Annotated in this window: 17 protein-coding genes; 9 read left to right on the forward strand and 8 right to left on the reverse strand. The window is 60.5% G+C overall.

The window, feature by feature from the left end; all coding sequences use genetic code 11:
- Nucleotides 1–47: 47 nt before the first annotated feature.
- Together ftsY and P4G45_RS04690 are read right to left on the reverse strand one after the other, a co-directional pair.
- Nucleotides 48–1061 carry a signal recognition particle-docking protein FtsY gene (gene ftsY, locus P4G45_RS04685; RefSeq protein ID WP_348268516.1) on the reverse strand — a complete coding sequence of 338 codons (1014 nt, stop codon included), beginning with the start codon at nucleotides 1059–1061 and terminating at the stop codon, nucleotides 48–50.
- 59 nt (nucleotides 1062–1120) lie between these two features.
- Nucleotides 1121–1705, reverse strand: a complete 585-nt coding sequence (locus P4G45_RS04690; protein WP_348268517.1) for an elongation factor P — start codon at nucleotides 1703–1705, stop codon at nucleotides 1121–1123.
- 152 nt (nucleotides 1706–1857) lie between these two features.
- On the opposite strand from P4G45_RS04690, the gene murC reads away from it, so the two are divergent.
- From murC to tsaE, 8 genes are all read left to right on the forward strand, one after another.
- A complete protein-coding gene (murC, locus tag P4G45_RS04695; RefSeq protein ID WP_348269216.1) occupies nucleotides 1858–3234 on the forward strand; it encodes a UDP-N-acetylmuramate--L-alanine ligase in 1377 nt (458 codons plus the stop codon).
- Nucleotides 3235–3478: 244 nt separating this feature from the next.
- Nucleotides 3479–4648 carry an FtsQ-type POTRA domain-containing protein gene (locus P4G45_RS04700; protein ID WP_348268518.1) on the forward strand — a complete coding sequence of 390 codons (1170 nt, stop codon included), beginning with the start codon at nucleotides 3479–3481 and terminating at the stop codon, nucleotides 4646–4648.
- On the forward strand, nucleotides 4645–5874 hold the full coding sequence (gene ftsA, locus P4G45_RS04705) for a cell division protein FtsA (RefSeq protein ID WP_348268519.1): 1230 nt from the start codon (nucleotides 4645–4647) through the stop codon (nucleotides 5872–5874). The genes P4G45_RS04700 and ftsA overlap by 4 nt, the downstream gene beginning before the upstream one ends.
- 806 nt (nucleotides 5875–6680) lie before the next feature.
- The gene (gene ftsZ / locus P4G45_RS04710) at nucleotides 6681–8117 is read left to right on the forward strand and encodes a cell division protein FtsZ (RefSeq protein ID WP_348268520.1); all 1437 of its coding nucleotides are present in this window, start codon (nucleotides 6681–6683) and stop codon (nucleotides 8115–8117) included.
- Between the two features lie 93 nt (nucleotides 8118–8210).
- Complete coding sequence (locus tag P4G45_RS04715) at nucleotides 8211–9488, forward strand: penicillin-binding transpeptidase domain-containing protein (RefSeq protein WP_348268521.1); 1278 nt, start codon at nucleotides 8211–8213, stop codon at nucleotides 9486–9488.
- Nucleotides 9485–9871 carry a DUF202 domain-containing protein gene (locus tag P4G45_RS04720; protein WP_348268522.1) on the forward strand — a complete coding sequence of 129 codons (387 nt, stop codon included), beginning with the start codon at nucleotides 9485–9487 and terminating at the stop codon, nucleotides 9869–9871. The genes P4G45_RS04715 and P4G45_RS04720 overlap by 4 nt, the downstream gene beginning before the upstream one ends.
- Nucleotides 9872–9913: 42 nt before the next feature.
- A complete protein-coding gene (locus P4G45_RS04725; RefSeq protein ID WP_348268523.1) occupies nucleotides 9914–11524 on the forward strand; it encodes an NAD(P)H-hydrate dehydratase in 1611 nt (536 codons plus the stop codon).
- Nucleotides 11521–11979, forward strand: coding sequence for a tRNA (adenosine(37)-N6)-threonylcarbamoyltransferase complex ATPase subunit type 1 TsaE (tsaE, locus tag P4G45_RS04730; protein WP_348268524.1), 459 nt, complete (start codon nucleotides 11521–11523; stop codon nucleotides 11977–11979). Before P4G45_RS04725 ends, tsaE begins: the two co-directional genes overlap by 4 nt.
- A 100-nt stretch (nucleotides 11980–12079) precedes the next feature.
- Here tsaE and P4G45_RS04735 read toward each other — a convergent pair whose 3' ends face one another.
- From P4G45_RS04735 to P4G45_RS04760, 6 genes are all read right to left on the reverse strand, one after another.
- Nucleotides 12080–13237 (reverse strand): cellulase family glycosylhydrolase, encoded by a 1158-nt coding sequence (locus P4G45_RS04735; RefSeq protein ID WP_348268525.1) that lies wholly within the window; start codon nucleotides 13235–13237, stop codon nucleotides 12080–12082.
- Between the two features lie 54 nt (nucleotides 13238–13291).
- Nucleotides 13292–14050: a methyltransferase domain-containing protein gene (locus P4G45_RS04740; protein WP_348268526.1), complete on the reverse strand. Its 759-nt coding sequence runs from the start codon at nucleotides 14048–14050 to the stop codon at nucleotides 13292–13294.
- Between the two features lie 3 nt (nucleotides 14051–14053).
- Complete coding sequence (locus P4G45_RS04745; RefSeq protein ID WP_348268527.1) at nucleotides 14054–14425, reverse strand: metal-sulfur cluster assembly factor; 372 nt, start codon at nucleotides 14423–14425, stop codon at nucleotides 14054–14056.
- The gene (locus tag P4G45_RS04750) at nucleotides 14426–15355 is read right to left on the reverse strand and encodes a polyprenyl synthetase family protein (RefSeq protein WP_348268528.1); all 930 of its coding nucleotides are present in this window, start codon (nucleotides 15353–15355) and stop codon (nucleotides 14426–14428) included.
- A gap of 30 nt (nucleotides 15356–15385) precedes the next feature.
- Nucleotides 15386–17071, reverse strand: a complete 1686-nt coding sequence (locus P4G45_RS04755) for a 6-pyruvoyl-tetrahydropterin synthase-related protein (RefSeq protein WP_348268529.1) — start codon at nucleotides 17069–17071, stop codon at nucleotides 15386–15388.
- Nucleotides 17072–17154: 83 nt separating this feature from the next.
- A complete protein-coding gene (locus P4G45_RS04760) occupies nucleotides 17155–19824 on the reverse strand; it encodes a penicillin acylase family protein (protein ID WP_348268530.1) in 2670 nt (889 codons plus the stop codon).
- 126 nt (nucleotides 19825–19950) lie between these two features.
- Between P4G45_RS04760 and P4G45_RS04765 the strand changes: the two genes are divergently transcribed.
- On the forward strand, nucleotides 19951–21570 hold the full coding sequence (locus P4G45_RS04765; RefSeq protein WP_348268531.1) for a Na+/H+ antiporter: 1620 nt from the start codon (nucleotides 19951–19953) through the stop codon (nucleotides 21568–21570).
- Nucleotides 21571–21581 lie beyond the last annotated feature (11 nt).

Here is a 21581-nt window from a genome sequence, read left to right on the forward strand (position 1 = left end):
AGTCAAATAATACCCCCAATCGCCTACTGAACGAAATGGCAAAGAAATCAGTCGAGCAATGTGTCGATGAAGGTGCCGCTGTCGAAGGGGAGGATGTCTTCCATCTTTTCGCCTACGCCGGCGTAGAGGACGGGGAGCTTGAGTTCGGTGGCGATGGCCAGAACGATGCCGCCCTTGGCAGTGCCGTCGAGTTTGGTGAGGACGATGCCGGTGACGCGGGCAGCTTCGGTAAAGAGGCGGGCTTGCGTCAGGCCATTTTGACCTGTCGTTGCATCCATGACGAGGAGAGTCTGGTGTGGTGCGCCGGGCACAAGCTTTTCGGCGGTGCGGCGCATCTTGTCGAGTTCCTTCATCAGGTCGGTCTTGGTGTGAAGACGGCCTGCGGTATCTACGATGAGGACTTGCGTACCTCGAGCCTTGGCGGCGGAGCAGGCGTCGTAGAGGGCAGCACTCGGGTCTCCGCCCTGCTTTGTTTTGATGATGGGGACATCGGAGCGCTGCGCCCAGACCTCAAGTTGCTCAATGGCGGCGGCGCGGAAGGTATCAGCGGCACAGAGCAGGACAGTGCGGCCCTGCGAACTGAAGAGGGCGGCCAGTTTGCCGGAGGTGGTCGTTTTGCCAGTGCCATTAACGCCAACCATCATGATGACTTCGGGCGGCGTGGAAGGGTGACGGACGGGCTGCGATACGCCGTCGAGAATCTGCTTCAGCTCGGCTTTGAGCAGTTGCTTGAGCTCATTGCCGCCTTGAATGCCGGTGCGAAGGGCGCGCTGGCGTAGGTTTTCGAGGACGAGGGCTGTCGTGGTGCTGCCAATGTCGGCGGCCAGGAGGACGGGTTCGAGGCCGATGAGGGTGGACTCGTCGACCTCGCGGGTGAGCGCGATGACGGAGCCGATGGACTCGGTAAAGGACTCGCGAGTGCGGGTGACCGCCTGCTTCATGCGGTCGAAGAAGCCGCGTTTCTCCACTGGTTCTGGAGTGGACACAGCCGCTGGTGTGGCGGTGGGCTGGTCGGGTTGCTGCTCAGGTTTGTCGCGTTTGCCGAAGAGAGAGAATGCCATGCTGATGCTAGTTTAGCAATGGCTTTGGGGCAGCGGTTTCACGCTGCAGATAGCAGCCGTCAGGATTTGTCTGCTCGCCCGGCAAATTCTCCCGTTTCTGTGGCCACTTTGACCTTTTCTCCTTCTTTGATGAAGGGGGGAACACGGATTTCGAGACCGGTCTCCAACTTGGCCAGCTTGGTTCCGCTGCCGCTTGAGGAGTCGCCACGCGCCGCCGGTTCTGCGTAGGTGACGTTCAGCTCGACGAACATGGGCAGTTGCAGGCCGATGGGGTTGCCGTTGTACTTATGCAACTGGATCAATGCGCCCTCGGTCAGGAAGTCCAATGCATTGCCGATCATGCCCTCGTCGAGTGTGAGGGTCTCGTAGCTCTCCTGATCGAGGAAGTGAGAGCCCTCGCCGTCGCTGTAGAGATAGGAGGCGGGGACTAGCTGGAGGTCCGGCTCCTTGAACTTGTCGCTTGCCTTGAAGGTCTTTTCAAAGACCGCGCTGGTAAGGAGGTTGCGCATCTTCAGGCGCACCAGGGTCTGGCCGCCGCGAGCGGTTGGGGTGGTGATGTCTGAATCCAGACAGGCATAGGGAGCATTGTCAAGCTCGAACAAGGTCTTGCGCTTGATGTTGATCGCTTCAATCAATACGGCCATGAATTCCTCGGGGCAGGTGGCAATGGAAAGCCAGGGCACGCCTGCTTCAATTTCTGAACTTAAGTATAAGGTGCGGATGCCAGTGCGTTCCTGTATGCCGCGCTGCTAGAGTGGAAGATATGTTCGCTCCTGTTGCTCCTTCTGGACATTTCTTGTTTGCGCCTACGCAGCGGATCCACTTTATCGGGATCGGCGGGATTGGGATGAGTGGGATTGCTGAGATCTTGCTGACGATGGGCTATGCGGTCTCGGGCAGCGATCTCCGGCGCAGCGCGGTGACGGAGCGGCTGGTGGGACTTGGAGCAAGAGTATTTGAGGGCCATGCGGCGCTGAATGCGGCGGCCAGCGATGTGGTGGTTACCAGTTCGGCGGTGAGCAAGGACAATCCCGAGGTGGTTGAGGCGCGGGCTCGCAAGATTCCCGTGATTCAGCGGGCGGAGATGCTGGCGGAGTTGATGCGGTTGAAGTATGGGATCGCTGTGGCCGGCATGCATGGAAAAACGACGACGACATCGATGATTGCTGCGGTATTGGCGGGTGGCGGCCTTGATCCTACGGTGGTGGTTGGCGGGCGCGTGGATTCGCTGGGATCGAATGCCCGGCTGGGGAACTCGCATTATTTAGTGGCGGAGGCGGACGAGAGTGACCGGTCGTTCTTGAAGCTGTCGCCGGTGCTGGGCGTGGTGACGAATCTCGACCGCGAGCATATGGATTGCTATTCGGATATGGCGGACGTTGAAAGCGTGTTCGTCGAGTTCATGGATCGTGTGCCGTTTTATGGGGCGACTACGGCATGTATCGACAATGAACTGCTGCGGGCTGTGCTGCCTCGGGTGCGGCGAAAGGTCTATACCTACGGGGCGAGCGAGGACGCGGACTTTCGGTTGGAGAGGATGGAGAAGGAAGACACCTGTCACGCTCGGTTCGAGGTGAACTATAAGGGGCTGGTGATGGGACCGTTCCGGCTGCATGTTCCGGGAAAGCACAATGTGCTGAATGCGACGGCTGCGGTGGCAATTGGGGTGCAGTTGGGAGTGGCCCCGGAGCAGATTGCGGCGGGGTTGGACAGCTTTCGTGGGGTCGACAGGCGGTTTCAGGTGAAGGGCGTGGAGCGTGGAGTGACCGTGGTGGACGATTATGGTCATCATCCGACGGAGATTGTGGCCACCCTGCAGGCGGCGCAGGAGTGCGGGTATGGGCGAGTGCTGGTGCTGTTTCAGCCGCACCGGTTTACGCGAACGCGGGATCTGATGGAGGATTTTGCCGGGGCGTTTGGGGATGCGGACGTTGTGACTGTGCTGGATATCTATGCGGCGAGTGAGGAGCCGATTGCCGGTGTGGATGCCGGAGCGCTGGTGAAAGCGATTGCGGCTGCGGGTTCGGCCAGGGTGGAGTATGCCGCGTCGATTGCGGCGGCTGTAGAGGCTGTGGTGCGCGAGGCCCGGAAGGGGGATGTGGTGCTGACTCTGGGTGCGGGGAGTGTGTCGCAGGCGGGTACGATGATTCTGGAGGGTTTGAGGAATAGTTGATACCGATTTGCACCGATGAAGCATCGATTCGAAGCAGGCAACGGCACAAACTTAGTGCGAATCTGGATGAGTTCCTGAAAGGGTACATACGAAAGAAGATGGGTAAGGATGGGGTGGGGACGGGTTATATTCGGGGTGGCGATTCTCGCGGCCTTGCTCAGGCTTGCGATATAGCGATGGATCTTCGAAACGCGGTGCAGCGGTGCTAGAAGCGCCCGAGCAAGACTATGCCCGAGAAACGAGGGTGCCAAGACGGAAGTCTCCGGCGCCTGCGAGAAAGCTGCGCCGTGAACTGACCGAGGATTTTGCCGATGACTTTCCTGATGAAAGTGACGCTCCGGCGGGACGGCGGCAGAGGGGCGTGCAGCTACGGTTTCGCTGGGGACTGCCAAAGACGAAGTGGAGCAGGATAGCTGCTGGGGCTGCGCTGGCCCTGCTGGCCGGGCTTTGCTTTGGAGCCTTGCTGCTGGTGAGAGACAGCGTAATGCACGACCCGCGATTTTTTATCCAGTCTGCGTCTTCGATCGAGATTCAAGGCAATGTCCATCTGACGCGCGATGAACTGGTCAATATCTTTGGGGAAGACGTCGAGCGAAATATCTTTTACGTCTCGCTGGCCCAGCGACGCGCCCATTTGCAGCAGTTGCCCTGGGTGGAACATGCGACGGTGATGCGGCTGTTGCCAAACCGGCTGCGGGTGTCGATTGTGGAACGGACACCGGTGGCGTTTGTGCGCCAAGGCAGCCAAATTGGACTGGTCGACGCGAGTGGCGTGTTGCTGGATATGCCGCAGCATGGCGATGCGCACTACTCGTTTCCTGTGGTGACGGGAATTGCGGCGGCCGATCCGCTGTCGACCCGGGCTGCGAGGATGAAGATCTTTGAGCAGTTCACGTCGGATCTGGACAGTTCGGGGGAGAAGATCTCGCAGAAGTTGAGCGAGGTTGACTTATCGAATCCCGAAGATGTGAAGGCGCTGATTCCCGATGACGGGAAGGATGTGCTGGTCCATTTTGGAGACACCGATTTTCTGAACCGCTACCGGAAGTTCGAGGAGCATCTGGCCGAGTGGAGAACGCAGTACCCCACGTTGTCGTCGGTGGACATGCGGTATGAGCGGCAAGTGGTGTTGGAGATGCAACCTGGGACTTCGGGAGCTTCGGCTGCTTCAGTTCCCACGACGCCGGGTGCTGCGAATAGTGCTGACGTGTCGACTCCGACAACTGCTGCGAAGCCGGCGGTGAAGCCGCCCGCAAAAGCCCATATCAAGGCAGCGAAGAAGGCCCCGATTTCGAAGTGGAAGCCAGCGGCGAAGGCTAAGTCTCACAAGGTATCTGCGAAGGCTCACCCGCGAGTGGTACATCACGCAACCCAAGGTTCCCATTATCATTCTTCACAGGTGGTCCATCCGTGAATCAGAAGCAGGAAAACTTAATTACGGTAGTGGATGCGGGCAGCGCCAAGAGCTGCGTACTGGTTGCGGAGCTGCTGGATGGCGTGCTTCGTTACCGCGGACACGGCATTGAGCCGTCGCGTGGGATGCGGAAGGGTTTGATTGCAGAACTGGGTCCGGCAGCGGAGGCGATCAATCGCGCGGCGCTGACGGCGGAGCGCACAGCGAAAGCAGTGATTGAGACCGCAGTTGTAGGCATTGGCGGGACGCATGTTCGCGGGGTGAACTCGCGCGGCGGCATCAGCATGGGCAACCGGATGCGTGAGATTACGCGCGAGGAAGTACGCGCCGCTGTAGATCGCGCTCGAAGTGTGGCGCTGCCTCCTGACCGCGAGGTACTGCATCTGTTGCCGCAGGAGTTCATTCTCGATGATCAGGCGGGAATTCATGATCCGGTCGGAATGGTGGGGAATAAGCTCGAGGTGAATCTGCATCTGTCGACCTGTTCGGGCGGCGTGTCGCAGAGCGTGATTACTTGCGCGAACCGAGCCGGGCTTGAGGTATTGGATACGGTTTATGAGGGCATCGCCGCAGCTGAGTCGGTGCTGAGTGCCGATGAGAGGGAGCTTGGCGTTTGCATCGCTGACATCGGGTCGAGCACGACGGAGCTGGCGGTTTATTTTGAGGGCTCGATCGCGCATACGGCCGTGCTGCCGATTGGCGGCGACCACTTTACGAACGACCTTGCTGTGGGACTGCATGTGACCGTCGAAGAGGCCGAAGAGTTGAAGAAGATTTATGGGCACTGCGTGGTGACGGCGGTGCCGCAGTTGAATGAGATTGAGGTCGGCGGGAATCTGGCCTATTCGGGCGGACAACCGGCGCGGCTGGTGCGGCAGCGGTTTCTGGCGGAGATTCTGGAGCCTCGCGCGCGCGAGTTGTTCACCATGCTGCGCGACAATCTGCGTAACGGCGGCGTGCTCGAAGCGCTTGGCGCGGGCTGTGTGCTGACCGGCGGCGGCGCGAACCTGATCGGCCTGCTGGACAACGCGGAGAGCCTGTTGCGGGTCCCGGCGCGGATCGGGTTTCCGGTACCGCTCTCGCGTATGCCGGATGAACTGGCGAAGCCGGAGTTTGCGGCGGTAATCGGAATGCTGCTCTATACGCATCGGACGCAGGTGCGGAAGGCCAGCGAGGAACAGGGCCTGCGGTCAAAACTGAAGGCCATCTTTGCCGGAAGTTTCTAGCTGCTTCGGTCATGTTGCTTGCTCCTTTTGAGGTACCCCCCCTGTATTAAAAGTCCCAAAGTCTTCGAAACAAAGGATCTAAGTCTGGACTTCGGTATGGACTCCGTGGCAATAGAAAAGCCCCGGAGGTGGCCGGGGCATTCTTCTGCTCTGTCTCAATTATAGCGAATTGGAGAAACTAATTTGCACTGGCTATCTTGCTGAAATACAAAAGGTTATGGTGTTTTGGCGCTTGACAGGGTTTTTGTTGGTGTTTTTTGAGGATAGGTGAGGGTTTGATTGAGTTCACAGGATTTCCTCAGGGGCTAAAGCCCCATTGAGATTAGGCACTTGCGGCACGGCTAAAGCCGTGCCCTTAAGCAAAACAGGACTATTTCAGCGGACTGAAGTCTCGGCCTTTCACAACCAGGACGTAGATGGGATTTGCGGTTGGTGTGGAGGAAGGCAAACGCAGATTCCCTTCGGGAATGACAACCAAAAGGCATGACGGTCTCTGGGCTTCGGGAATGACGACCAAAAGGCATGACGGTCTCTGGGCTTCGGGAATGACGACCAAGAGGCACGACGATCTCTGGGCTTCGGGATGACAAGCAAATGGGCTGCGGGATAATTGCGAGGGTCACCGCAGGTCCTTCGATTGCGTTGCTCAGGATGAGAATTCTTCAGGCGGTGATTGTGTGTTTTTGGGGGGCTGAACCAGCGGTGGTACGTGCGGTGGAAAACGGGGGATGCGGGGTTGCGCTGTTGATGGGAGAATTAACACGTAACTTTGATCCGCCCAGATCCTTCCAGGAGTAACTGCTGCCATGTCCAATCTGCCCGACGACGATATCCGAATTCACTATCACGAAGAGATTCCGCGCGGGGCGAAGATCAAGGTGATTGGCGTGGGCGGCGGCGGCAATAATGCCGTAAACCGCATGATTGCGGCTAATGTCGAGGGTGTCGAATTTATTGCGGCGAATACGGATGTTCAGGCGCTGCAGTCGTCGAATGCAGCGGTGAAGTTGCAGTTGGGCGTGAAGCTGACCAGCGGGTTGGGTGCGGGGTCGAACCCGGATGTGGGGCGGCGGGCGGCGCTGGAGGATTCGGACAAGATCATCGAGTCGCTCGAAGGCGCGGACATGGTTTTCGTCACGGCGGGGCTGGGCGGAGGCACCGGAACAGGCGCTGCTCCGGTGATTGCTTCGCTGGCGAGCGAGATGGGTGCGCTGACGGTTGCCGTGGTGACGCGGCCGTTCGGGTTTGAAGGCAAGCGGCGCATGATGCAGGCTGAGCGCGGGATGCAGGAGCTTCTGGAGTCGGTCGATACGCTGATCGTGATTCCGAATGAGAAGCTGCTGGCAGTCGCGAAAGACGCCGGGTTTTTTGAGAGCTTCAGGATCGCCGACGATGTTTTGCGGCAGGCCGTGCAGGGGATCTCCGACATTATTACGATTCCGGGCGTGATTAATCGCGACTTTGCCGATGTAAAGACTACGATGGCTGGCATGGGTTATGCGGTCATGGGAACGGCGCAGCGAGCGGGCCAGAACCGGGCCATGGAGGCCGCGATGGCCGCGATGGCTTCGCCGCTGTTGGAGGCGGGAGCGATCGATGGAGCGCGAGGAATTTTGATCAACATCACCGGGTCGAGCAGCCTGAAGCTGAGCGAGGTGAATGAGGCATCGGGGATCATCCAGAGCGCGGCGCATGAGGACGCGAACATCATATTTGGCGCGGTGCAGGACGAGACGATGGGCGATGAGGTGAAGATTACGGTGATCGCAACCGGCTTCAAGCAGCAGGAGATGCCGCAGCGGCGGGAGCGGATGCTGGCCGAGGCGACGTTGCCGACGATGCGGTATGACGTGCCGATTCAGCCGCGGGTGTCCACGGTACGGGCGGCCACGTCGCGTTTTGCGAGCGAGGCGGAGTTTGAGGCGGGACCGGACATTGAGCCGGAGGATTCTTCGCGAGCGCAGCGGCCGGTAGCGAGAGTTGAATCGGGAGCGGCGCCGGAACTGGTTCCTGTGCCGGCTTCGGTCTTTGACGATGACTTTTTTCAGGGCGCCGGACATGGAGAGGGTGCCGATGGGGACGAAGTTTCGGAGCGTAGCCGGGAGGCAAGTCACTCTTTCACGCCAGGGCGCGTCCAACAACAGGAGAATGTTCGAGTTGTGATGGCGGAACCGGGAGAGGCAGCGGCGTCGGCGGAGTCGGATGAACTGGATATTCCCGCATTTCTGCGGCGCGGAAACTGACGCTATTTGGTGATATCGATACGAGTGATATTGTCCTAAGGTGTAGTGAGCAGGAATGGCACATTGATTGCAGTTGAAGAAGCAGGGTTGGTTATGTCGAGATTGATAAAGTCGTTTTGCGCTATTCTTTTATGCCTTGGCTTGTGCGCCGGAGCGTATGCGAAGCCGACGACCAGGCTTGCGAAACGTCATAGCGCGGGAACGATCCATACTTCGACCAGAGCAACGCATGCGAGACGCGGTCACGCGACGGCCAGGAATGCGCATGTTCGGACACGGAGCAAAACTCATTCGGTAGCGGCGACGAAAGTTTCGGGGCACACGCGCCGACGCAATGGGCGTACCGTGCTCGCGGTCCGGCGGACGCGGCACAGATCTTACGAACGCTTCACGGCCAGCTCTTATGCGGACAATCTGACTCTGGGGGATGTGACGACGGGCGAGGATCCAGTGGTTCGCGCGGCGGCGATTGAAGCGCTGGGCAATATGAATGGAACTGCGGTGGCGATCAATCCGGACAACGGGCGGATACTTGCCATGGTGAACCAGAAGCTGGCGCTGTCGCGGGGCGCGGAACCGTGCTCTACGATCAAGCTGTCGGTGGCGCTGGCGGCACTGGAGGAAGGCATCATCACCAAGGACACTCCGGTGAACCTTGGGCATGGCTACAAGGTGAATCTGACTTACGCTTTGGCGAAGTCGATCAACCCTTACTTCGAGGTGTTGGGGCGCACGCTCGGTTTCGAGCGGGTCAAGCATTATGCGAACCAGTTTGGGCTGGGCGAACTGGCGGGGTATCACATTCAGGGAGAGCAGTTGGGGGTCTATCCGGACGAGCCGTTGCCGGAGAAGCTGGGAGGCGTAGGCCGGATGTGCTCGTTTGGCGAGAGCATCTCGATGACTCCGTTGCAGCTTGGTGCGATCGTTTCGGCGATTGCGAACGGCGGGACGCTCTACTATTTGCAGCATCCGGAGACGCCGCAAGAGGTGGCGGACTTTACGCCGAAGGTGAAGCGGACGTTGAATATTGCGCCGATTATTCCTGAGATTATTCCGGGGATGGCGGGGGCGGTGGGTAGCTCGTATGGGACCGCAAGGTCGCTACGGACGAGCTTCAGTGAGTTTCCAGTGATGGGAAAGACCGGGACCTGCTCGAACGATGGGACGCGGTTTGGGTGGTTTGCCTCGTACGCGAATACGCCGAACGGACGGATTGTGACGGTCTTCTTTCTGGAGGGCGGTCGTCCTACGTTCGGGCCGAAGGCGGCTGAGCTGACCGGGCAGTTTTACCGGGCGCTTTGGGACAACAGCTACTTTCAGCCGAAGGTTGGAGTGGTGGCCGAAACGAACGGGACGGGCGGGGGGCAGTGACGGAGAGTTCCTCCGCTGCGCAGAATCCTCAGAGCTATCTGGCCGCAGAACGAACCTTTCTGGCCTGGATCAGGACCGGGCTGGCGTTAATGGGCTTCGGGTTTGTGGTGGCGCGGTTTGGGCTGTTTCTGCGGGAGGCGCAGAGATTCATTCATGCAGGGAGCGCCGAGTCATCGGTTTTCTCGTTGTGGAGCGGGACAGGGCTGGTGCTGCTGGGTGTTGTCGTCCTTGTGGTGTCGGTGGTGCGTTATAGGGATAACATTTTGCGACTGCAACGGGGGGATATACCGCAGACCTCTCCATCGCGCGTAGCGATGGGTACAGCGGTTGTGCTGGCAGTTCTGGGATTGGCGATTGCCGGCTATCTGCTGTACTTCCGATAGGTCGAGTTAGCGCTTCGCAGGTACTTCAGATAAAACCGTAGTATGAAGATTTTGACGGCAGCGGCGATGGGGGCGGTCGATCGGCGGACGGTAGAAGAGTTTGGGGTTCCGCTGGAAACCTTGATGGAAGCGGCTGGCAGTGCTGTGGCTGCCTTTTGCCTGCGGCAATATCCGGCGGTGACTCGGATTTCGGTGCTTTGCGGGAGAGGGAATAATGGTGGTGACGGGTTGGTCGCGGCTCGGGTCCTTGCGGCAGCGGGGAAGTCGGTGCGGGTGGTCCTGCTGGGACATCAGGATGAACTGAAAGGTGAGGCTGCGGGTGCTCTTGAGCGGCTGCGGTCGGAAGCGTCTGGGGTTGCGCTCAGAGAAGCAGTGGACGAGGCGGGACTGGCGGAAGCATTCGATGGAGCGGAGTTGTTGATCGATGCTGTTGTAGGGACAGGATTCAAGCCGCCTTTGCGAGGGATCGCGGCTTCGGTGCGGGATTTGGTTGCTGGGTTGAATGTGCCGGTAGTTGCGGTGGATCTGCCTTCGGGGTGGGATGCGGATTCGATGGAGCAGACGGTGGAGGGGGCGTTTCGGGCTGACGCCGTGGTCACATTTACGGCCCCGAAGCTGGCGCATGTGTTCGGCCATATGACGGCTGCGACGTTTGGGCCGGTCGTGGTCGCGGGAATTGGGTCGCCTGATACCGCCGTGCAGTCGGAGACCGGGTTGACCTGGACGGGAAGCTCTAAAACTCTCGCGGAGAAGCCTCGGGGGATGAACTCCAACAAGGGCAAATTTGGACATGTGCTGGTAGTGGGTGGGAGTTGGGGAAAGGCTGGTGCGCCGTCGATGGCTTCACTTGCCGGGCTGCGGGCGGGGGCTGGATTGGTGACGGCAGGAGTGGTGGAGAGCATTGTGGGGATCGTGGCGGGAGTGGCTCCGGAGTTGATGATTTCTCCGTTGATGGAGAAGACTAAATTGCTGGCTAACCTTGAGGGGAAGAAGTTCGAAAGGCTGATGAAGGGGATTACTGTTCTGGCGGTGGGGCCGGGACTGGGAACGGATGGGGATGCTCCGGAGTTTGCGCGGCAGTTGGTGGCGAAGACGACGGTGCCGGTGGTGATCGATGCTGACGGGTTGAATGCGTTTGCGGAAAAGACAGAGTTGCTGAAGGGTGCAGGACGGACGATGGTGTTGACGCCGCACCCGGGGGAGATGGCGCGGCTGGCAGGGATGACGGTGAAGGAGGTCGAAGCGGACCGTGTGGGGCTGGCTCGGCGGTTTGCGACCGAGCACGGAGTGACGCTGGTATTGAAAGGATGGCGGACGCTGGTGGCGCATCCGGATGGAAGCGTAGCGGTGAATACGACCGGGAATCCTTCGATGGCGAAGGGCGGGAGCGGAGATATCCTGACCGGGATTGTGGCAGCGATGCTGGCGCAGTTTCCCGATGACGTGGCGCGGGCGGTGGAGGCGGCGGTTTATCTGCATGGACTGGCAGGCGACTTTGCTGCTCATGCGATGGATGAACATACGGTACTTGCAACTGATACGGTGATTCATCTGTCGGATGCGTTTCGCTATCGGGTGAAGGATGTTGATGGGCTAACGTGGATTTGCGGGTTGAATGAGCAGAAGTATAAAGAGCATGGGATGGCACAATGAACACGACGAAAGAGAAGTTGCGGGAGAAGCGGTTCAGGACGCGGTCGGTGGCGGGTACGCTGGCTCTGGGTGAGACGCTGGCAGAGATGTTGCGGCCTCCGAAGCTGGTGATACTGCGGGGCGAGGTAGGAGCGGGGAAGACGACGCTGGTAAAGGGCATCGCAGCGGCACTGGGCGCGGCGTATGAGGAGGACGTAACCAGTCCGACGTTTACGCTGGTGCACGAGTATGACGGGCCGAAGGTGCACTTATTTCATCTGGACCTGTACCGCCTGGAGACGGAGGAGCAGATCGCAGTGCTGGGGTTGGAAGAGATGATTGCCGAGCCGAATGCGCTGGTATTAGTGGAGTGGGGCGAGCGGTTTGAAAGCGTGGTGAAGCTGGCCGATGGTGAGATCGCCATGGAGCATGGCGAGGGCGATGAACGGGGCTTGATCGTGCGCTGGCGCGAGTAGAGGTAATGTCTGCGATGGTGTGGCACCCCAAACGCAGATTCCTCCGCTTCGCTGCGGAATGACACAAAAAAGGGCTCTACACTGAACTATTGAAAATGCCTTACTGCGATGGCATGTGAAGTCCGAGGGCGGTGACGATTGCGGGATCGGGTGAGGTTGTGCCGTTGGCTTTGGTGACCAGGCCGAAGTTCGTCTGATAGTCCCACATCGCCCAGCCTATGTTGTATTTCTCGAAAGCAACCCGCATGTCGTGGGTCCATTGCGCACGCATGGCGGGAGGCGCGAAGTAGCGGAGGGCGCCAAACTCTCCGCAGTACACGGGCGCATGGTGAAGCTGTGACCAGCGGGCTGCGAAGGCGATCGTGGAGTCGATGCGTGCAGCATCCCATCGGCCCAGGCCATAATCTTCGAGGAATAGCTGGCTGTGGAGATCGGGCTCCTGCTGGAGCAATGGGGCGATGTCTTCGGGGCTGGAAGGATAGGGAATGCCGCGCAGGGGCCGGACTTCGGGAGAGGTCCAGGTTGCTCCCTGATGGGTGAAGGGAAAGGGCTCGTAATCGTGGAAGGTGTAGATGACGTTGGGCTGGGAGATGGGTTGTAACTGCATGAGGTCATCGAGGCCGGAGTAGTGCGCCCCGGCGGCGATGATGGTGTTGTTCGGCGCGACCTGACGGATCGCGGCGGCGACGGTGGACTCGATGCCCTGCCAGCGGAAGGGATCGTCCTGTTCCGGCTCGTTCATGATCTCGAAGAAGACGTGCTCGGGATCGAGATTCGCGTAGTGTGCAGCAAGCGCTCGCCATAAAGAAGTGAACTGTTGCACCGACGCGGTGCCGTGCAGCAAAGGAGCTTTGTAGCTGCTTTCGGGATGGATGTCGATGATGACGGAGAGATGGTGCGCGAGGATGGTGTGAATGGTCTTGTCCAGCTCGGCCATGAAGGGAGTGACGGTGCCGGGTTCACGGAGCCAGGGTAAAAGCGGCTCGGGGTCGATGCTGAGGCGCACATGATCGAGGCCGAGCTTCTCCATGAACGCGATGTCGTTGGCGGTGGTGAAGGTCTCAAGCCGATGGACGGTGTAGTCCTGCGGAGACTGCGCGAACCAGATACTCGCGTTGATGCCACGCTGAAGATTTTTAGCGCGATGGAAGGCGAGGTCTGTGTCTGGCGTCTGTGAAAACGCAGCGGGAAGAATCAGTGTGGCGCAGATGAGGGCCAGCGTGAGGGTAAGGACGAATCGTTGGGGCCAGCGTGGCATGAATCTTTATAACAGCGTCGTGGATGTCAGAGAGCTTCCGCAGCGGTGAAATATTCAACGGCCGGTGTAGCGATAGATGGCGCATTCTTCGTCGCCGGTGGAACCGTACTCTTCCTGCTGGGCGATGGCAGCGAGATCGGCGGCGTGGTCTTCGGGAGACATGGCGACGGGGCCGCTGAAGAGCCGAGTGAAGGCTGGATGCTTGTCGAGAATGGTACGGCACTCGGCGTTGACGTAGAGGATGTCGAGGGTGCCGGGGCGTTTGGCGAACTGGGTTTCGATGCGGCGGAGGAGCTGCTTGAGCACAGGGGCTTCGAAGGGGTGGAAGAGAAAGATCAAACTGGGAGTAGAGGGAAAGTCGAAGGTGAGGGCATCCTGTTCGAGGAGCTGGATCGGGGTGAGGCGGGGAGCAGTGGCGTCGGTTGTGTGGGACTGGTGCCAGTGAGCGAGATTTCGCCGGGCGGCTTCTGCCATGGTCGGGTTGAGTTCGATGCCGATGACCTGACGGAAGGCGAGTTCGCTGGCGACGAGCATCGCTCGACCCTTGCCTGCGCCGATGTCGATGAAGGTGTAGCTGTGGATGGGTTCGGGTGGCGGCGTTTCGCGCCAGAGGTCGATGAGGGTGCGGAGAATACTGGGAGCGACGCCGTAGTAGGCGGTGACGTGCTCGTCGTTGGGGTGTCCGGTGATGAGGTTGGCCGCGGGGACGAGGCCGCTGGTTTCTACTCCGTGGATCTGGTCGAAGGGGTGGATGGGCGTGGAGGTCGCCTTGAGCAGGTCGCGAGGACGGATGGGAGTGGGCTTTTTGCTCATGGCCTAGCGGATCTGGATGAGTTGAGGGTTGCCGTCGAGGCCGAGGGCTTTGCGTCCAGCGGGGGTGATGTTGCCGGGAGTCCACGCAGGGGTGGAGAGGATGGTGATGGTTGTTCGACTGACAGCCTCGAGACCGGCGAGGCGGTTGGCGATTTGCGCGCGGGTCTGGGCTTCGGCGGCTTCGCCTGGATTGGTAAGGATGAGATCGATGTGGACGTGGTGCTTTTGCGGAACGCCGGGAATGCTGGCGCCGGGGGCGTCGTGGTCGGGCGTGATGGTGACGGCGCGGACAAGGCCGAGATCGACGACGTTGCAGGGAAGTTCGGGGTCGTAGCAGTCGCGGAGGGCGGTGATGATTTCGGACTCGGTGAGCATTTAGTGTGTGCGCTCGACCAGGTAGTTGGCGAGTGACTTCAGTGGATTGGCGGCGGGGCCGAAGGGTGCGAGGGCGGCGAAGGCGTCGGCGATGAGCTCGCGGGCGTCGTGGAGGGAGCGCTCGATGCCGTAGATGGCGGGCCATGTGGCCTTGATGCTGGCAGTGTCCTTGCCGGCGGTCTTGCCTAGTTGCGCCGAGTTCTGCGTCATGTCGAGGACGTCGTCGACGATCTGGAAGGCGAGGCCAGCCTTTTCGCCGAAAGTGCGGAGGCGGGTGATGGTGTCGCTGGAGGGTTTGGTTTGGGAGCCGTAGAGGCCACCGGCCACTATGCTGACGGTGATGAGCGCACCGGTTTTGGCGCGGTGAATGGACTCGACCAGCTCGGCGGTGGGAGGCTTGCCCTCGGATTCAATGTCGACGACCTGGCCGCCGATCATGCCTGGGGGGAGCGGGCTGTTCGCTCCTACACCGGTGCCTACGGCGAGAGCGACTTCGCTGAGGATGGCCACGGTGGTGGCAGGCGGCGAGGCGAGCGATGCGATGGTCTGAAAGGCGAGGGTCTGGAGAGCGTCACCGGCGAGAATGGCGATGGCGTCGCCGAAGAGAACGTGGCAGGTGGGCTTGCCGCGGCGAAGGTCGTCGTTGTCGAGGGCGGGGAGGTCGTCGTGGATGAGGGAGTAGGTGTGCAGCATCTCCAGCGCGGCGCCGAGGTCGGCTGCGCCTTCGGGGATGCCGGGTTCGCCGCTGACCATGCGTGCAGCTTCCATGCAGAGGATGGGGCGAAGGCGTTTGCCACCGGCGAAGGTGCTGTGCCGCATGGCGCGATGGATGGAGTGGGGAAGGGTATCGGGCGACGGCAGGAGGCGTTCGAGGGCGGCATCGGTGAGCTCGACGCCGGATTGAAGCAGGGATTGTACCGTGAGGTTCATTGAGGTTTGATGATAAATCAGAGGACAGACTTAGGGATTAGGGCGGCGTTTGCGGCGGAGGATGAGAAGGAGAATGGCAAGCGAGAAGAGGGTGAGGATGTCGCCGACGGTTTGGTCGCGGGTGCGGAGGTAAGTAATGGCGATGTGGTTGAGCCCGGCGGGAATGGGAAGGGCGATGAGGCCGTCGCTGCGATGGAGCCGCGTGGGGAGGATCGTCTGGTTGAGGGTGATGCGCCATGCGGGGTAGTCGCGAAGGTTGAGGACGAGGATCTGGGGGGTGGCGGAGTTCAGCGTAAGGCTGGTGGGGGCTGGGCCGGGAGTGGCGTTGGCTGGGGCGGGGGTGTTGGCGTCGTCCTGGCGGTTTGGAAGCAGCCAGAAGGGTGGATTGGTTTGGTCCAGCGATTGGTTGTCGGCGCCGATAGGAGTGTATTCACCATTTGGCGCGGTCCCGATGTTCGAGCGAAAGAGTGTGAGGGTGGACGGTGCGGTGTCCTCCGGGTAGCAATATTGGTGGAAGAGATGGTAGCCGGTAAAGGCGAGGGCTGCGGCGACGGAAAGGGATAAAGCTGCAGCGGAGATGGTTTTGAGTCTTAGCGGCGGGAGCGCGAGAGCGAGAGCAAGGCCGAGGACTGCCGCGAGGATGGCGAGCAGACGCCAGGGGAACTGTAGAAAGGGAAGTTCGGGAACGTGCTGCCAAATGGGGTTCGAAAGAGGGGTAAGGAGGAAGGCTACAACGATGGTGAGGATGGCGAGTGGAAGGATTGGGATTTGAGGCAAACGGGCTTTTGGGGTTGGGAAAGAAGAGCGGATGGCTGTAATGGTGATAGCAATAGCGGTGATGGCGAGCAGGACCACAGCGATGGTAGAGGCCGTGTTGAGGACGGCGTTGTGGTTGGGGCTGGCGGTGTGGTGGAAGAGAAAGTTGTTCTGGACGTTGGAGCCGGGGGCAAGCGCTGCGGTGATTTGAACGTAGCGGCGTTCGTAGGCGGCGGGGAGGATGTAGAAAGCTGCGAGACCCAGGCCGAGCAGGGTTCCGGCTGTGGTTTTGACGGCGAATTGGAGCGGGGTGTCTGCCTGGGGTTCTGAATTTCTGTGAAAGAGGCGGATAAGGGTGAGCAGCGCAAGAGCGTAGCAGCCCATGACGGCGGCGGGGTCGTTGGTGAGCCAGAGGAGGGCTATGGGAATGGCGATGCCGACGATGGTGATTCTTTTGCGAAGAATGGCGAGAAGCAGAAGCGGAATCCAGGCGGCGGCGAGAAGCTCGGCGTAGGCGGTGCGTTCGTAGGCAGTGAAGAGAGTGTAGGGATTGACGAGATAGAAGGCTGCGGCGAGGAGCGCGGCGTTGCGTGTGGTGAATTCGCGGCCGAGGCAATAGAGGGCAAGACTGGCGGCGGTGAGGCAGAGCCAGGTGTAGACGATGGGGGTCCACGTCCAGGGCATCAGGAGGCCGAGGATGGCTCCGATGGTCCAGGAGAGGGGTGGATAGAAGACGAAGCGCGGCTCTCCGGCGTTGTAGGCGGGGCTGAAGATCCAGTGGGGATGCAGGTTGCCGTGAGTGAACTGGCGAGCGGCCTCCATCCAGTTAAGCAGGTGGAAGTTGAAGTCGTGGCCGCAGGAACAGCCGTTCAGGATGAGGGGAAGGACGGCGATGAAGGCGGCAAGAGGAAGGATGACGAGGTGGATTGAAAATCTGCGATTCCATCTCTTTCCACCCACTGGCGAAGCTGGCGGGGATCCAGGTTTGCGATGAAGCCGCGAACGATGGGGCACCCGGAGATTTCTATTTGGGGGAACGGGCGTCATTGTGGAGTGAGAGTGAGTGTATGCGTTGCGGCGGCGTCTGTGGCGATTTTGCTGAAGGGCAGATTGAAGGTTGTGCCTTTGTACCAGGCAGGCCATTGGTCCATGAACCACGGACTTGTCAGGTTGCCGGATTGGCCGAGAACGATGTTAAGCGTGGAGTCGTCGAAGTTGGAGAGGTCGGCGGTGAAGCGCTCGGACGGCCCGAAGGAGCGGCCTACCTGTTTGATGGTGGTGGTATCTCCGCTTTGCGGTTGCGGTTTGGTTCCGGTTGGGATGCCGACTAGACGCTGTAGCAGCCGGGACTGCGCGAAGATGGGGTGTTCGATATTTACGACGTGAGATTGGCCGTATTGCCATTTGGTCAAGTTGAAGGGAGCGTGGGATTCAATGAGGCCCTGGGCTACGGCTGCGGTGAGAAGCTCATCCCAGTTGGCGTAGGTGGGAGGAAGCCAGCGGGCGGGTGTGTGCATGATGAGCTGCTCTTCGGCGTAGGGCTTTTCGCTCCAGGTGTAGAGCGCTGCGCTGCCGCCGGGGTGGGGGCCGAGGTGGGGATTGAGCAGCAGCGGCCAGAGTGCGGCGCGAGTGGCGTCCACGATGGCAGGCGCGGCGGCGGTGACGTCGACGTTGCCGTTCCATTTACGCAGGATGTCGGCGGCCTGGCGAATGCGTTTGTCTTTGGTTTGCGAATGATCGATGGCGTAGGCCAATCGTTGCGCGATGACATGGTCGAGGTCGGAGTAGACATCGGTTTGCAGGGCGAGCATGTCGGCTGGCGTCAGATGGTCGCGCGAGCTGAGGACCTTCCAGATGCGCTCGTTGCGGTAGGGCGCGGCCCAGTTGAGGGTGATGGGGAAGGGATAGCCGTCGGCGGTGACCCGTGCGTTGGCGGTGGCAAGTACGCCGCCGGGAGGATCGAAGGACTGGGGGAGTTGGTCGAAGGGGATATATCCGGCCCATTCGTGGGTGGGGTCAAGTGCGTCGGTGGGAACGGGACTGAGCGCGGTGGGCTGCGTGAGGCTGCCGCGAATGGGAATCCTGCCAGCAGCGTGGTAGCCGATATTGCCGTGGTCGTCGGCGTAGACGACGTTTTGAGCGGGGCCGCCGAAGGTAGAGAAGGCCGCCGTGAAGGAGGGCCAGTCGATGGCGGAATCGATGCTCAGGAAGGAGGGGGTGATATTGGACGGATCGTAGATGGTCCAACGGAGAGAGAGGGAGCGGGTTTCTCTGGGGAAGAGATTGGAGATGAGGGGAGTGGCTACGCCGCCGTGTTGGGTGGCGGCGACGTCGAGAATGACATCGCTGTGGTGGAGGACGTGGATGACTTCGCGCTGGTGAAGAATGGGATGCCAGTTGCTATCGGACGACTCGTACTCAGCTGCGCTGCCGGTGCCGCGAGTGTGTTCGATGTAGATGTCCTGCACGTCGGCACCGAGGTTGGTGAATCCCCAGGCGATGTGGTCATTGTGGCCGACGATGACGAAGGGGTAGCCGGGGAGGGTGACTCCGGCTACGTGAAAGCTGCCGCTGGCGGATTGGAGATCGGCCTCGTACCAGACGCCGGGAACGCTGTGGTTGAGGTGCATGTCGTTCGAGAGGAGCGGCTTGCCGGAGGCGGTGCGGGTTCCGGAGACGACCCAGTTGTTAGAACCGGCGGTGCAGCCTTCGCAGTGAGAGGCGGCGAGGATTTTTTGCAGGGCCAGGAGATCTCCGGTTGAGGTCGTGCGTTTGGATGAACCCACATCTGGCGATGAGACTGCCAGATATGGGGCACCGGTTTTTGTGGCTGGTTTCGTTGTAGGGATGTTGAGCTTGCTTTGGGATTCGTCGAGCGGGATTTCGTTGAAGTCGGCTGGTGGGTTGGTCAGGTCGAGGACTGGCTGCGTAGGCGGGTGGTCGCGCCAGGAGCCTACGGGGTAGAGATCGCCAAGGAGTTCGGGCGGCAGCTTGGCTGAGAGAGCTTCGCGGTCGAGCTTCTGCGGGAAGGAGTTGGTGAGGTCCTGAAACATTGCCAGACCGACGAGGATGGAGTCGCGCGGCGTCCACTGCGAGGGTTGGTAGCGGAGGATGCGGAATTCGATGGGGAGATGCGGGCGCTGAACCTCGATGGAGTCGTTGACGCCGCGGGCATAGAGCTGAAGCCAGTGGAGTTGATCGGGTGGAAGTGTGGCGATGGCGCGGTCGGCGGCGGCGCGGACCTGGAGGATGCGCTGGGCGCGGTCGTGGGGCACGAGACTGGGGCCGAGGACTTCGGCGAGTTCTCCGGCGGCGTGGCGGCGCAGGATATCCATCTGCCAGAGGCGGTCCTGCGCGGTGACGAAGCCCTGCGCGACGATGAGGTCGTCGAGTGTGGCAGCGTGGATGTGAGGGACGCCATGGGCATCGCGCTGGACGGTGACGGGAGCGGAGAGTCCGGGAATCGAGAGCGTACCGTCGATCTGCGGCAAGGAGGCACGCAGGGCGTGGCGTGTCCAGTAGCGGCCTGCGACGAACGCAGTGGCAGGGAGGATGAGGGCGAGGGCGACGAGGATGGCGATGGTGCGAAGCAGGATGGGGCGGAGGGGGGAGTTGAGGCGGCTCTTTCCGCGGGGGCTCTCGTCTTGATTCTCGATGGGGAAGCGGCGGGCAAGCAGGGTGGGCTCAAATGGATCTGGATCGTAGGAGTTCATGTGCTGATTCAAAGTCTAAATGGAGCGTTAGACGGGGCTGTCGAGCGCAATGAGTCACTGTTATTCTCGGATGTACTTGAGGAGCACGAGGCGGATATTTCACTGAGTTGAGGAAAGGAGATTGGGATGCCGTCAGGGGCGGGACTTCATGCGTTAGAGACGGTGATCCTGCTGCTGCTGATTATGGTGGCGGTGTTTGCGGTGATCGCGCACCGGCTGAAGGTGCCTTATCCGATTGTGCTGGTGCTGGCGGGACTGGCGATCAGTTTTGTTCCGCATATGCCACGGATTCCGCTGGACCCCAGCCTGGTTTTTTTGATCTTTCTGCCGCCGCTGCTCTACTCGGCTGCGTGGACGACCTCGTGGAGGGAGTTTCGCCACAATCTTGTGCTGATTTCGCTGCTGGCGGTGGGACTGGTGGGCTTTACGGTCTGGGGCGTGGCGGTGGTCTCCGAACACTTCATTACGGCGCTGGACTGGAAGGCTGGATTCCTGCTGGGCGCGGTGGTGGCGACGACAGACGCGATTGCGGCGACGTCGATTGCGCGATCGGTTGGGCTGCCGCGAAGGATCGTAGACATTCTGGAGGGCGAGAGCCTGCTGAACGATGCGACGGGCCTGCTGGCGCTGGAACTTGGGCTAAGCATCATCATGCGAGGGCAGACACCGACGATCGGCAGCGGGATACTGCGGCTGCTTTATTTGATCGTGGGTGGTGTTGGGATCGGGCTGCTGATTGGTGTGGTCGTGGGGTGGCTGGAGAATTTTATCGACGACGGCCCGGTGGAGATTGTGGTGAGCCTGGTTGTGCCGTATGCGGCGTATCTGGCTGGAGAGCATGTTCATGCTTCGGGCGTGCTGGCGGTTGTGGCATGTGGGCTTTATCTGAGCCGAAAGAGTGCGACGTTCTTCTCGCCCGGAGTGCGATTGCAGGTCGTGGGAGTATGGGATGCGTTGACCTTTATTCTGAATGGCCTGGTGTTTGTGCTGATCGGGCTGCAACTGCCTTACGTGTTGGCCGGGATTCGCGGAGCCTATGGCCTGACGACGCTGCTGGAGTATGGCGCGGTATTCAGCGTCATACTGATCGCACTGCGAATGATCTGGGTGTTTCCCGCTGTGAAGATGGCATTCCTGCTGCGGCGGTGGACGGGACATGCGGAGAAAAAACCGGGAGCGCGTAACGTTTTTGTGATTGGGTGGACGGGGATGCGGGGCGTCATTGCGCTGGCGGCGGCGATCTCGGTTCCGGAGACGCTGGCGAACGGAACGCAATTCGGGCCGAGAAATCTCATCGTTTTTCTGGCGTTCTGCGTAATTCTGGTGACGTTGGTGCTACAGGGACTGACTCTGCCTTCACTGATCCGTGCGCTTGGATTGGCCGGGGCAACGGGCATGAGCACGGAGGAGCGAGAGGCGCGGAAGGTCGCGCTCGAAGAGGCGATTGCGCATCTGGAAGAGGGACGGAAGAATTGCGGAAGCGCCTACTTTCACGCGTTCGATGATCTCCTTGACCGCTACCAGCACCGGTTGGCGGAGGTTGAGTCGGGTCATCAGGACAACGCCGACGAACATGGCGCCCATACCTACAGGCAGGTCGTTGAAGCAGCCGAAGGCGCGGTGCAGGCAGAGCGGAGGGCGATCATCCGGCTACGGGACGAGGGGCGCATCAGCGACGACGTATTGCGGACGATGGAGCGCGAACTGGACCTGGAGGAGAGCAGGTACCAGGTGGCAAAGCTTTAGCGGGCTAGCAG

This window comes from Edaphobacter paludis (assembly GCF_039993895.1).
GTDB lineage: Bacteria > Acidobacteriota > Terriglobia > Terriglobales > Acidobacteriaceae > Edaphobacter > Edaphobacter paludis.

Coding starts and splice junctions, on each gene's coding strand:
- P4G45_RS04750 (WP_348268528.1), bottom strand. CDS start 15,355: ATGAACCTCACGGTACAATCCCTGCTTCAATCCGGCGTCGAGCTCACC.
- P4G45_RS04760 (WP_348268530.1), bottom strand. CDS start 19,824: ATGAACTCCTACGATCCAGATCCATTTGAGCCCACCCTGCTTGCCCGC.
- ftsY (WP_348268516.1), bottom strand. CDS start 1,061: ATGGCATTCTCTCTCTTCGGCAAACGCGACAAACCTGAGCAGCAACCC.
- P4G45_RS04735 (WP_348268525.1), bottom strand. CDS start 13,237: ATGCCACGCTGGCCCCAACGATTCGTCCTTACCCTCACGCTGGCCCTC.
- P4G45_RS04715 (WP_348268521.1), top strand. CDS start 8,211: ATGTCGAGATTGATAAAGTCGTTTTGCGCTATTCTTTTATGCCTTGGC.
- P4G45_RS04765 (WP_348268531.1), top strand. CDS start 19,951: ATGCCGTCAGGGGCGGGACTTCATGCGTTAGAGACGGTGATCCTGCTG.
- P4G45_RS04745 (WP_348268527.1), bottom strand. CDS start 14,425: ATGCTCACCGAGTCCGAAATCATCACCGCCCTCCGCGACTGCTACGAC.
- P4G45_RS04725 (WP_348268523.1), top strand. CDS start 9,914: ATGAAGATTTTGACGGCAGCGGCGATGGGGGCGGTCGATCGGCGGACG.
- P4G45_RS04740 (WP_348268526.1), bottom strand. CDS start 14,050: ATGAGCAAAAAGCCCACTCCCATCCGTCCTCGCGACCTGCTCAAGGCG.
- P4G45_RS04690 (WP_348268517.1), bottom strand. CDS start 1,705: ATGGCCGTATTGATTGAAGCGATCAACATCAAGCGCAAGACCTTGTTC.
- ftsZ (WP_348268520.1), top strand. CDS start 6,681: ATGTCCAATCTGCCCGACGACGATATCCGAATTCACTATCACGAAGAG.
- tsaE (WP_348268524.1), top strand. CDS start 11,521: ATGAACACGACGAAAGAGAAGTTGCGGGAGAAGCGGTTCAGGACGCGG.